Origin of the sequence: Streptomyces sp. NPDC060198 (assembly GCF_042728415.1) — a bacterium.
In the GTDB taxonomy this organism is placed as follows: Bacteria; Actinomycetota; Actinomycetes; order Streptomycetales; family Streptomycetaceae; genus Streptomyces.
Map to the genome: position 1 here is coordinate 1 of NZ_JBHWZJ010000224.1, position 11,689 is coordinate 11,689.

General features: G+C 71.9%; 9 protein-coding genes. 6 read left to right on the forward strand and 3 right to left on the reverse strand.

The window, feature by feature from the left end:
* Positions 1 to 32: 32 nt before the first annotated feature.
* Positions 33 to 3,176, reverse strand: a complete 3,144-nt coding sequence (ileS, locus tag ACFWEP_RS23700; protein ID WP_387372626.1) for an isoleucine--tRNA ligase — start codon at positions 3,174 to 3,176, stop codon at positions 33 to 35.
* 547 nt (positions 3,177 to 3,723) lie between these two features.
* On the opposite strand from ileS, the gene ACFWEP_RS23705 reads away from it, so the two are divergent.
* From ACFWEP_RS23705 to ACFWEP_RS23725, 5 genes are all read left to right on the forward strand, one after another.
* Entirely contained in the window at positions 3,724 to 4,530 is an 807-nt protein-coding gene (locus ACFWEP_RS23705) for a TraR/DksA family transcriptional regulator (RefSeq protein WP_387372628.1), read from the forward strand.
* Positions 4,531 to 4,645: 115 nt separating this feature from the next.
* Positions 4,646 to 5,323: a signal peptidase II gene (lspA, locus tag ACFWEP_RS23710; RefSeq protein ID WP_387372630.1), complete on the forward strand. Its 678-nt coding sequence runs from the start codon at positions 4,646 to 4,648 to the stop codon at positions 5,321 to 5,323.
* A gap of 70 nt (positions 5,324 to 5,393) precedes the next feature.
* A complete protein-coding gene (locus ACFWEP_RS23715) occupies positions 5,394 to 6,335 on the forward strand; it encodes an RluA family pseudouridine synthase (protein WP_387372632.1) in 942 nt (313 codons plus the stop codon).
* Positions 6,332 to 6,826 (forward strand): GNAT family N-acetyltransferase, encoded by a 495-nt coding sequence (locus ACFWEP_RS23720; RefSeq protein WP_387372634.1) that lies wholly within the window; start codon positions 6,332 to 6,334, stop codon positions 6,824 to 6,826. The genes ACFWEP_RS23715 and ACFWEP_RS23720 overlap by 4 nt, the downstream gene beginning before the upstream one ends.
* Before the next feature lie 131 nt (positions 6,827 to 6,957).
* Positions 6,958 to 8,544, forward strand: coding sequence for a Na+/H+ antiporter (locus ACFWEP_RS23725; RefSeq protein WP_387372636.1), 1,587 nt, complete (start codon positions 6,958 to 6,960; stop codon positions 8,542 to 8,544).
* Between the two features lie 12 nt (positions 8,545 to 8,556).
* Here the strand turns inward: ACFWEP_RS23725 and ACFWEP_RS23730 are convergent, their stop codons facing one another.
* Complete coding sequence (locus ACFWEP_RS23730; protein ID WP_387372638.1) at positions 8,557 to 9,699, reverse strand: mechanosensitive ion channel family protein; 1,143 nt, start codon at positions 9,697 to 9,699, stop codon at positions 8,557 to 8,559.
* Positions 9,700 to 9,736: 37 nt separating this feature from the next.
* On the opposite strand from ACFWEP_RS23730, the gene ACFWEP_RS23735 reads away from it, so the two are divergent.
* Complete coding sequence (locus ACFWEP_RS23735) at positions 9,737 to 10,315, forward strand: dienelactone hydrolase family protein (protein WP_387372642.1); 579 nt, start codon at positions 9,737 to 9,739, stop codon at positions 10,313 to 10,315.
* 60 nt (positions 10,316 to 10,375) lie between these two features.
* Here ACFWEP_RS23735 and ACFWEP_RS23740 read toward each other — a convergent pair whose 3' ends face one another.
* On the reverse strand, positions 10,376 to 11,353 hold the full coding sequence (locus tag ACFWEP_RS23740) for a zinc metalloprotease (RefSeq protein ID WP_387372640.1): 978 nt from the start codon (positions 11,351 to 11,353) through the stop codon (positions 10,376 to 10,378).
* Positions 11,354 to 11,689: the final 336 nt, after the last annotated feature.

The window sequence follows — 11,689 nt, forward strand, 5'->3', positions numbered from 1 at the left end:
ATGCGGTGCCCCGAGGAGCCGGGGGCGCTCCGTCAGTGCTTGCGGAGACGGAAGCTCAGACCCAGGCCCTCGTCCTCGAACGGGGTGCCGTACGAGTCGTCCGCGTCGCCCTGCGCGTAGTCCAGGGCGAGCACCTCGTCCGCGATCAGCGGGGCGTGCTCGGTGAGCGCCTCCACCGTGGCGGCCGAGCCGGACGTCCAGCGCACCGCGATCCGGTCCGCGACGTCCAGGCCGCTGTTCTTGCGGGCCTCCTGGATCAGCCGGATCGCGTCACGGGCGAGGCCCGCGCGGCGCAGCTCCGGGGTGATCTCCAGGTCCAGGGCGACCGTGGCGCCGGAGTCGGACGCCACCGACCAGCCCTCGCGCGGGGTCTCCGTGATGATGACCTCGTCCGGCGTCAGCGAGACCGTCTCGCCGTCCACCTCGACCGACGCGGTGCCCTCGCGCAGCGCCTGCGACAGCGCGGCGGCGTCGGCGTTCGCGACCGCCTTGGCGACCGCCTGCACGCCCTTGCCGAAACGCTTGCCCAGCGCGCGGAAGTTGGCCTTCGCCGTGGTGTCGACCAGCGAGCCGCCCACTTCGGAGAGGGAGGCCAGCGAGGAGACGTTCAGCTCCTCGGTGATCTGCGCGTGCAGATCGGCGGAGAGCGTCTCGAAGCCGGCCGCCGCGACCAGGGCGCGGGACAAGGGCTGGCGGGTCTTCACACCGGACTCGGCGCGGGTGGCCCGGCCGAGCTCCACCAGCCGACGCACCAGCGCCATCTGCGTGGAGAGCGCGGGGTCGACCGCCGAGGCGTCGGCCACCGGCCACGAGGAGAGGTGCACCGACTCGGGGGCGCCCGGCGTCACCGGGACCACCAGGTCCTGCCAGACCCGCTCGGTGATGAACGGGGTCAGCGGGGCCATCAGCCGGGTCACCGTCTCGACGACCTCGTGCAGCGTGCGCAGCGCCGCCTTGTCGCCCTGCCAGAAGCGGCGGCGCGAGCGGCGGACGTACCAGTTGGACAGGTCGTCGACGAACGAGGAGAGCAGCTTGCCCGCCCGCTGGGTGTCGAAGCCGTCCAGCGCGGTGGTCACCTCGCCCACCAGGGCGTTGAGTTCGCTCAGCAGCCAGCGGTCCAGGACCGTGCGGTCCGCCGGCGCCGGGTCGGCCGCCGAGGGCGCCCACTGGGACGTACGGGCGTACAGCGCCTGGAAGGCGACCGTGTTCCAGTACGTCAGGAGCGTCTTGCGGACGACCTCCTGGATGGTGCCGTGGCCGACCCGCCTGGCCGCCCACGGGGAACCCCCCGCAGCCATGAACCAGCGCACCGCGTCGGCGCCGTGCTGGTCCATCAGCGGGATCGGGTCGAGTGTGTTGCCCAAGTGCTTGGACATCTTCCGGCCGTCCTCGGCGAGGATGTGGCCGAGGCAGACGACGTTCTCGTAGGAGGACTGGTCGAAGACGAGGGTGCCGACCGCCATCAGCGTGTAGAACCAGCCACGCGTCTGGTCGATGGCCTCCGAGATGAACTGCGCCGGGTAGCGGCTTTCGAAGACGTCCTTGTTCTTGTACGGGTAGCCCCACTGCGCGAACGGCATCGAACCCGAGTCGTACCAGGCGTCGATGACCTCGGGGACGCGGTACGCCTCCAGTCGGCAGTCGTCCTCGGTGCAGGTGAACGTGATCGCGTCGACGAACGGGCGGTGCGGGTCGAGTTCCGACTGGTCGCTGCCGGTCAGCTCGGACAGCTCGGCGCGCGAGCCGACGCAGGTGAGGTGACCGTCCTCGCAGCGCCAGATCGGCAGCGGGGTGCCCCAGTAGCGGTTGCGCGAGAGCGCCCAGTCGACGTTGTTGTTCAGCCAGTCGCCGAAGCGGCCGTTCTTCACCGAGTCGGGGAACCAGTTGGTCTTCTCGTTCTCGGCGAGGAGGCGGTCCTTGACGGCGGTCGTGCGGATGTACCAGGAGGGCTGCGCGTAGTAGAGCAGCGCGGTGTGGCAGCGCCAGCAGTGCGGGTAGCTGTGCTCGTACGGGACGTGGCGGAAGAGCTTGCCCCGGGCCGCCAGGTCCTCGGTGAGGGTCTCGTCGGCCTTCTTGAAGAAGACCCCGCCGACCAGCGGCAGGTCCTCCTCGAACGTGCCGTCCGGGCGCACCGGGTTCACCACCGGCAGACCGTACGCCTTGCAGACCAGGAGGTCGTCGGCGCCGAACGCGGGGGACTGGTGGACCAGACCCGTACCGTCCTCGGTGGTGACGTACTCGGCGTTGACGACGTAGTGCGCCTCGGCCGGGAACGCGACCAGGTCGAAGGGGCGCTCGTAGGTCCAGCGCTCCATCTCCCGGCCGGTGAAGGACTCGCCGGTGAGTTCCCAGCCCTCGCCGAGCGCCTTCTCCACCAGCGGGCGCGCCACGACGAGACGCTCCTCGCCGTCCGTCGCCACGACGTACTCGACGTCGGGGTGCGCGGCGACGGCGGTGTTGGAGACCAGCGTCCAGGGAGTGGTCGTCCAGACCAGGAGCGCCGCCCGGCCGGCCAGCGGGCCGGAGGTGAGCGGGAAGCGGACGAAGACCGACGGGTCGACGACCGTCTCGTACCCCTGTGCCAGCTCGTGGTCCGAGAGGCCGGTGCCGCAGCGCGGGCACCAGGGGGCGACGCGGTGGGACTGGACCAGCAGGTCCTTGTCGAAGATCTTCTTCAGCGACCACCAGACCGAGTCGACGTACTCCGGGTCCATCGTCCGGTACGCGTCGTCCATGTCGACCCAGTACCCCATGCGGGTCGTCAGGTCGGAGAAGGCGTCGGTGTGGCGGGTCACGGACTCACGGCACTTGGCGTTGAACTCGGCGATGCCGTACGCCTCGATGTCCTTCTTGCCGTTGAAGCCCAGCTCCTTCTCGACCGCCAGCTCCACGGGCAGGCCGTGGCAGTCCCAGCCGGCCTTCCGGCCGACGTGGTAGCCCTGCATCGTGCGGAAGCGCGGAAAGACGTCCTTGAAGACGCGGGCTTCGATGTGGTGGGCACCGGGCATGCCGTTGGCGGTCGGCGGACCCTCGTAGAAGACCCACTCGGGGCGGCCCTCGGACTGTTCGAGGCTCTTGGCGAAGACCTTGCCGTCGCGCCAGAAGTCGAGCACGTCGTGCTCCAGCGCGGGCAGGTCGACCTGAGCGGGGACCGGGCGGTACTGCGGCGATGTCATGTTCGGGCTTCCTCCGGCGGACGTCTTCCCACTTCCGTCGGAGGGACGAGAGCGCTGGGCTCCCGCGGTACCACCCTCCTTGGCCCGGGCGCATGCCCTGGCCCCCTCATTGGGGTGCGATGCCGGGTCTACTTGCCTGCTGCGGCGTTCTTCCGACGGCTCCGGGGTGATCTTCACGACGCGCTCGCCCCCGGGCTTCCACCGACCCCGGGTCGCTCTGGGCTGCGTACGACGCTACTCGTCCCATCCATGCCTCTCGCTGCGCCCAGTGTACGGGGCCGGGGGCGGCGCGGCCGACCGGTTTCCGCGCGGGGCCCGCGCGGCCCCGGCACTGACCCGAATGGCGCGTCGGGGCCCGCGGAACCCGTGGTTCCGTCACGCGGCGGAATACCCGGCGGGCAGCTGGGCACAACGGATGCAGGCGGGCCGTGTCCGGGTGCGGGGAGGGGTGGCAGGGCGGCGTGCCCCGTTGCCGCGGGTCATGGGTCGATTTATCGTCCCAGCACGATCCGCGAGCAGGATCACCCTAGGTGAAGGGGTCGCGCCCATGGTGGCGAAGAAGACCGTCCGTCGGACGTCGTCAGCTGCATCCGCGGCGGACGACGGCACGTACGCCGGGAGCGGGGAGGACACCGCGAGCGGCGCGGAAGCCGGGGGCGGTCGCGGCGCAACGCAGTCGGGGGCGGCCGCGAAGAGACCCGCGAAGAAGGCAGCCGCCAAGAAGACGGCTGCCAAGAGGACCGCCGCCGGGAAGAGCGCCGCAGGGAAGGCCTCCGCGAAGAAGAGCGCGGCCCGCACGAGCACGGCGAAGAAGGCCGAACCAGCGGCCACGGAGGCGGCCGACGCCGCCCAGCAGACAGGAGAGCAGACGGTGGCAGCCAAGAAGACCGCGGCCAGGGCCGCGTCCGGCGGATCGAGCGCGAGCGCGGTGCCCCAGGCACGCGTGGCGACCGCACCGGGGGAGCTGGCCGTCCGGCCGGGGGAGGACCCCTGGACGCCGGAGGAGGTCGCCGAGGCGCGGGCGGAGCTCACCGGCGAGGCCACCCGGCTCCGCACCGAGCTGGAAGCCTCCGGGGCGGCCCTCGCGGGGCTGATGCGCGACTCCGGGGACGGGGCCGGTGACGACGAGGCGGACACCGGCACCAAGAACATCACCCGCGAGCACGAGCTCTCGCTCGCCGCCCACGCCCAGGAGACCCTGGAGCAGACCGAACGTGCCCTGGCCCGCATGGACGCGGGAACCTACGGCCTCTGCGAGGTGTGCGGCAAACCCATCGGCAAGGCCCGCATGCAGGCGTTCCCCCGGGCCACCCTCTGCGTGGAGGACAAGCAGAAGCAGGAGAGACGCGGCTGACCCCCCGGGCCTCCGTGTCGTACCCTCGTCCTCAATCGGCACCGAGGCCGTGTCCGGTCGCCCCGCCGGGCGGCCGGGGGTGCGGTACCGGACACGACTCAGGTTGAGGATTCACGTGGCAGAGGCGGAGCGCACCATCGAAACGCCGGAGACTCCCGACGCCCCAGGGGCCGGGGAGACCGGGCCCCTGACGCCCGCCGACGGCACCGCCCCGGGCGGTGCCGGGGACGGTGGCACGACCGACCGCGACACGGCGGCCGGTGACCCGGTCGCGGGGGCGGACGGCGCCACCGCCGTCGCGGCGAAGGGCAGGCGGCGGCTCGTCGCGCTCTTCACCGTGGCCGTCGTGGCGTACCTCCTCGACCTGATCAGCAAGACGCTCGTCGTCGCGAAGCTGGAGCACCACGCCCCGGTCGAGATCATCGGCGACTGGCTGAAGCTGGAAGCGGTGCGCAACCCCGGCGCCGCGTTCAGCATGGGCGAGGCCTTCACGGTCGTCTTCACGGTCATCGCCTCGGCGGTGATCGTCGTCATCGTCCGGCTCGCCCGCAAGCTCCGCAGCCTGCCCTGGGCCATCGCCCTCGGCCTGCTGCTCGGAGGGGCGCTCGGCAACCTCACCGACCGCCTCTTCCGCGCGCCGGGCGTCTTCAAGGGCGCGGTGGTGGACTTCATCTCACCGGCGCACTTCGCGGTCTTCAACCTGGCCGACTCCGCGATCGTCTGCGGAGGCATCCTCATCGTGATCCTCTCCTTCCGGGGACTGGACCCGGACGGCACCGTCCACAAGGACTGAGTCCCGCCCGGGAGAGGCCGGGGAGGCTCACCGGTCACAGCACCGGTGGCCGCAAGGCATACTCGACCAGGTGAGTACGTACCCCGAGATCCGAACCCTGCCCGTGCCCGACGGCCTGGAGGGCGAGCGCGTCGACGCCGCCATCTCCCGGATGTTCGGGTTCTCCCGCACCAAGGCCGCCGAGCTGGCCGCCGCCGGAAAGGTGCAGGTGGACGGTTCGGTGGCCGGGAAGTCCGACCGGGTGCAGGGCGGTGCCTGGATGGAGGTCGAGATGCCGCAGGCGGCTCCTCCGGTCCAGATCGTCGCCGAGCCCGTCGAGGGCATGGAGATCGTGCACGACGACGACGACATCGTCGTCATCGTGAAGCCGGTCGGCGTGGCCGCGCACCCCAGCCCCGGCTGGACCGGCACCACCGTCATCGGCGGCCTCGCCGCAGCCGGCTACCGCATCTCCACCTCGGGTGCCGCCGAACGCCAGGGCATCGTGCACCGGCTCGACGTGGGCACCTCCGGGCTGATGGTCGTGGCCAAGTCGGAGCGCGCGTACACCCTGCTCAAGGCGCAGTTCCGCGACCGCGTCGTGGAGAAGAAGTACCACGCGCTGGTGCAGGGCCACCCGGACCCGATGAGCGGCACCATCGACGCCCCCATCGGCCGTCACCCGAACCACGACTACAAGTGGGCCGTGGTCCAGGAGGGCAAGCCCTCCGTGACGCACTACGACCTCATCGAGGCGTACCGCGCGGCCAGCCTGCTCGACATCAAGCTGGAGACGGGCCGTACGCACCAGATCCGGGTGCACATGTCCGCCCACCGCCACCCGTGCGTCGGCGACCTCACCTACGGCGCGGACCCGACCATGGCCAAACGTCTCGGCCTGACCCGGCAGTGGCTCCACGCCGTCCGGCTCGGCTTCGAACACCCCTCGGACGGAGGCTGGGTCGAGTTCGCCAGCGACTACCCGGCCGACCTCCAGCACGCCCTCGACACGATCGCCGCGGAGAGCGAATGACCACCGGCACCACCCCGTACACCGCCCGGCGGACCCGTGACGAGTCGGACCGCGCGGCCTGCTTCCAGGTCCGCAAGGACGTCTTCGTCGGCGAACAGGGAGTGCCCGAGGAGCTGGAGTACGACGTGTACGACCGGCCCGAGGCCACCACGGTGCACGTCATCGCGGTCACCGAGGACGGCACCGCGCTCGGCACCGGCCGGCTGCTGCACGGGGAGGCCGCGGCCGGGAAGACCGGCGGCGACCTCACCGTCGGTTCGCTGGGCCGGCTGGCCGTGGCCGAGTCGGCCCGCGGCCTGGGCGTCGGGGCGGCCCTGGTCCGTGCCGTCGAGGACGAGGCGAGGGCGCTCGGTCTGGCCGCGGTCGACCTGCACGCCCAGACCCACGCCCTCGGCTTCTACGAGCGCCTCGGCTACCGGGTGTACGGCCCCGAGTTCCTGGACGCCGGGATAGCGCACCGCGCCATGCGCCGCACGCTCGCGGAGCAGTAGCTTCCGTTCGTCCGCCGCGCACCAGGGGGTGTCACCGCACCTCGCCGCCCCGGCGTGACAGGGTGGAGCTCCCGTCCGGCCGCGCGCCGGGCGGCAGCTGCACGCCCCGAACGCTGCGGAAGGCGCTCCACGTGGACCAGATGGCACTGCTCCTGCTGCTCCTGCTGGGAGCGGTGATCACGGTGCCGGTGGGAGAGCGGCTGGGACTGCCCGCCCCGGTGCTGATGACACTCATCGGCGGAGGGCTGGCCTTTCTCCCCTTCGTGCCCAACGTCGACGTCCCGCCGGAGATCATCCTCCCCGCCCTGCTGCCGCCGCTGCTCTACGCCTCCGTGCAGCGCACCTCCTGGCGGCAGTTCGCGGCCAACAAACGGCCGATCTTCCTGCTCGCGGTCGCCCTGGTCTTCGTGACGACGGCGGCGGTCGCGGCCGTCGCCGACTCCGTCGTGCCCGGACTGCCCCTCGCCGCCGCCGTGGCGCTCGGCGCGCTCGTCGCGCCGCCCGATCCCGTGGCGGCCACGGCGGTCGCCGGCTCGCTCGGTCTGCCCCGCCGGCTGGTCTCCATCCTGGAGGGCGAGGGCCTCTTCAACGACGTGACCGCGATCGTGCTCTACCACGTGGCCATCGCCGCGGCCGTGAGCGGCTCCTTCTCGCTCCCCGAGGCATTCGGCCTGCTGGTCCTGTCGGCCGCGGTCGCCATAGCGGTCGGGCTCGCGCTCGGCTGGCTCACCATCAAGCTGATGGGCCTCCTCGGGGACGCCACGCTCCAGGTCGGCCTCACCCTCCTCGTGCCGTTCGTCGCCTACGTGCTGTCCGAGGAGCTGATGGGCTCCGGCGTCCTCGCCGTCCTGACCACCGCTCTCTTCCTCGCCGAGCACACCGCCGACGCCGACGACGTACTGGGCCGGCTCACCGGGCGCACCTTCTGGAACATCGTCGACATCCTGGTCACCGGGATCGCCTTCGGGCTCATCGGACTGGAACTCCACAACGTCTTCGGCACCGCCGACGGGCGGGAGTGGCAGCTGGCGGGCTGGGGGCTCGCGATCGTCGGGGTGGTGATCGGCGTACGGCTGCTCTGGCTGCTCCCGGCGACCTGGCTCGCCAAGCGGCTGCACACCCGGCGCGACGTGAGCGAGGAGATTCCGACCAGCTGGCGCGAGACCGTCGTCATGTGGTGGGCGGGGATGCGAGGGGTGGCATCCGTCGCACTGGCACTCGCCGTCCCGCTGAAGACCGACGACGGAGAACCCTTCCCGGGCCGCGACGAGATCGTCTTCATCGCCTTCGCGGTCATCGTGGCGACCCTGGTCTTCCAGGGGCTCACCCTGCCGTGGCTGGTGCGCCGGCTCGGTGTCCGGGCCGACACCGACGCCGAACGTGAGCTGGAGAGGGGCCTCGCGATCCGTGCCGCGAAGGCGGCAAGGACACGGCTCAAGGAGATCCAGCAGGTGGAGGAGTTCCCCGAGGAGGTGCTGGAGCGGCTCCAGCGCGCCGCCTACGACATCGGGGCGCGCATCAGCCCCGACATGGTGGACGAGGAGCGGCGCGACGCCTACGCCCAGCGCGCGAAGCGCTTCAAGGAGGTCAGCCGCATCCAGCGGGAGCTGCTGTCGGCCGCCCGCCACGAGGTGCTCTCGGCCCGCAGCGAAGCCGGCTCCGACCCCGAGGTGGTCGACCGGGTGCTGCGGTTCCTGGACGTGCGCAGCCTGCGCTGAGCCGGGGCGCGGTCAGCCGCGCCCGGTGTGCGCGGCCGCGTGCGGGGCGGACTCCTCGCCGCCGCGGCGGACGGACGCGGCCGTACGGGAGGTCAGCTCCGGCCACTGGTCGGCCGCCACCAGCGTGGCGGGGGCCGTGGCGACCCGGGGCAGGGCGTACGGGTGGTGGTCCCGGAGCCAGGCGATCAGCTGCTCGCGCACCGCGCACCGGACCGTCCAGATGTCGTCCGCGTCCTTCGCGGTGACCACGGCCCGCACCTGGATGGTGGTCGGTGTGGTGTCGGTCACCGCGAGCGACCAGGTCCGGCCGTCCCAGGCACCGCACTCGCCGAGGATGTCGCGCACCTTGTCCCGCATCGCGGCCATCGGCGCCGCGTGGTCGAGATGGAAGTAGACCGTGCCGGTCATCTGGACGCCTCCGCGCGACCAGTTCTCGAACGGTCGGCTGGTGAAGTACGACACCGGCATCGTGATCCGGCGCTCGTCCCAGGTGCGTACGGCGAGGAAGGTCAGCGTGATCTCCTCCACGGTGCCCCACTCGCCGTCCACCACCACGGTGTCGCCGAGGCGCACCATGTCGCCGAAAGCGATCTGGAACCCGGCGAAGACGTTGCCGAGGGTGGACTGGGCGGCGACACCGGCGACGATGCCGAGCACACCGGCCGAGGCCAGCATCGAGGTGCCGACGGTCTGCATCGCCGGGAAGGTCAGCAGCATCGCGGCGACGGCCACCGTGGTCACCACGGCGATGACCACCCGCTGGATCAGCGTCACCTGGGTGCGCACGCGGCGGACCCGGGCCGGATCGCGGGTGGAGGTGGCGTACCGGGCGTAACTGGACTCCACGACGGTCGCCGCCACCCGGACCACCAGCCAGGCCGAGGCGCCGATCAGCACCAGGCTCAGCACCTGGCCGATCGAATCCCGGTGGTCGCGCACCAGCTCCAGGCGCAGATGGGCGAAGGTGCCCCGCAGCAGGCCCGCGCAGATCACCACCTGGAGCGGCGGCCGGCAGCGCCGCAGCAGGCCCCACAGGGGCGTGTCGGGGTGCCGGACGTCCGCCCGCCGCAGAGCCAGGTCCACCAGCCAGCCGGCCAGCAGGGTGATCGCCACCGAGCCGCCGACGATCAGCAGCGGGCGCAGCACGTTCTCCATCCTCGTGTCCTCCGGGGTCCGGGTGGCAGCTGGCACCATGGGCGGCATGAACATCATGCTTTTCCACTCGACCTACGGGCTCCGGCCCGCGGTGCACGCCGCTGCCGACCGGCTCCGAGCAGCCGGCCATGAGGTGCGCGTGCCCGATCTGTTCGAGGGGCACACCTTCGAAACGCAGGCGGAGGCGCAGGCGTACCGGGAGGAGCTGGGCAAGGACGAGCTGCTCAAGCGGGCGGTCCTGGCCGCCGCGCCCTACTCGGAGCAGGGCCTCGTCTACGTGGGCTTCTCGCTCGGGGCGGCCGTGGCGCAGACCCTCGCCCTCGGCGACGAGAAGGCCCGCGGGCTGCTGCTCTTCCACGGCACCTCGGACCTCGCCGAGAACGCGAGCACGGACGAGCTCCCGGTCCAGCTGCACGTCGCCGATCCGGACGCCTCGGAGCCGCACGACTGGCTGAACAGCTGGTACCTGGAGATGCGGCGGGCCGGGGCGGACGTGGAGATCTACCGCTACCCCGGTGCCGGACACCTCTTCACCGACGACGCTCTGCCCGACTGGGACGAGAAGTCGGCCGAACTGGCGTGGAAGGTCGCGCTGGGCTTCCTGGCGACCCTCTGACGCGCCGCGCCCCCGGACCACCGGCACGGCCCGGGGCCCGGGGGCGGGCGGAGGGGCGGCTCAGCCGCGGTAGGCGGTCCAGCTGTCGCTCATCCGCTGCACCTGGCCAGGGGTGAACTGGTACATGCAGGAGTCGTACGTGTAGTCCATGAAGTTGTGGATCGGGTCGACCCCGGTCTTGTTGGTGCAGGTGTCCCGCCCGGTGGGGCACTCGTACGCCTCGGTCTTCTCGGCCGGGGTGTCGGCGACGTAGTCGCCGTTTCCATTGCAGCCGCCCTGGAAGGTGTGGTACAGCCCCATCCAGTGGCCGACCTCGTGGGTGGCGGTGTCGCCCTCGTCGTAGTTGGTCGCGGCCCCGCCCGGCAGCGAGGTGTCGAGGATCACCACGCCGTCCATCTTCGGGCTGGAGGCGTAGGAGCTCGGGAAGGTGGCCCAGCCGAGGAGGCCGCCGCCGAGGTTGGCGGTGTAGATGTTCAGGGCGTTGGCCCCGCCCTTGCGCAGAGCGGTCTTCATTGCCTTCTCGGCGCTGGAACCGGAGCTCACGTTGTACCAGGTGGCGTTGTCGGTGTAGTCCGTCGCCGCCAGGGTGAAGCTGAAGCCGGTGGCGGTGTTGCCCGTACCGGCTCCGGAGTAAGCGCTGTTGAGCACGCTCATCTGGGCGCTGATGGCGCTCGCCGACAGGTTCCCGGTCGCGCCCGAGTGGATCACGTGGAAGTACACCGGTATCGAGGCGCCGGCCGCCAGGGTGGTGACCCCGGCCGAGCGGCGCTCGGCGAGTCTGGTGCGCAGGTCGGCGTCGATCGCCTCCGCGGCGGCGGTGCTGATGGCGTTGGGCTCGTGCGCCGTGGCGCCCGCCCCGGGGCGGGCCTGGCGTGCGAGGGCGGACGCCGTGTCGTCGGCGCAGGAGGTGGCCCCCGCGGCGGCGGAGGCGTTGACCGGGGAGGCGGACACCGGGGTCAGGGCCAGGGTTCCGGCCAGGGCGGCGGTGGCGAGCAGGCGGCGACGCACGTGGGGGGAGGTCGGGAAGAGAGCGCGCACAGGGACTCCTCGAGGACGCGCGGGCGAGGGATTTCCTCGTCCGCTCCGCCGGGAGATTACGTGTGCATGTCATCTGCGGGGGAGTGTTCTTCCGGCCTGTTCGCCGTGGGGCGGGCGGGTCTCCCGGTCGGGCGGGGTCACCCCCGCGTACGTCCTCGAAGCGTCTTCGTAACCGGTCGTCGACGCGGCGGGCGGTGTGTCCGCAAAGCGGCGCCCCGGCCGTGACCTCCGGGACACATGGCCGCCGGGCCGGCCGTGGCCAAAACCCGTCCGGTACGCGCCGGGTGGCGTGCCGGCGGGGAGAACCAGGGCCGGGCGGGTGGGAGAAACCAGGGC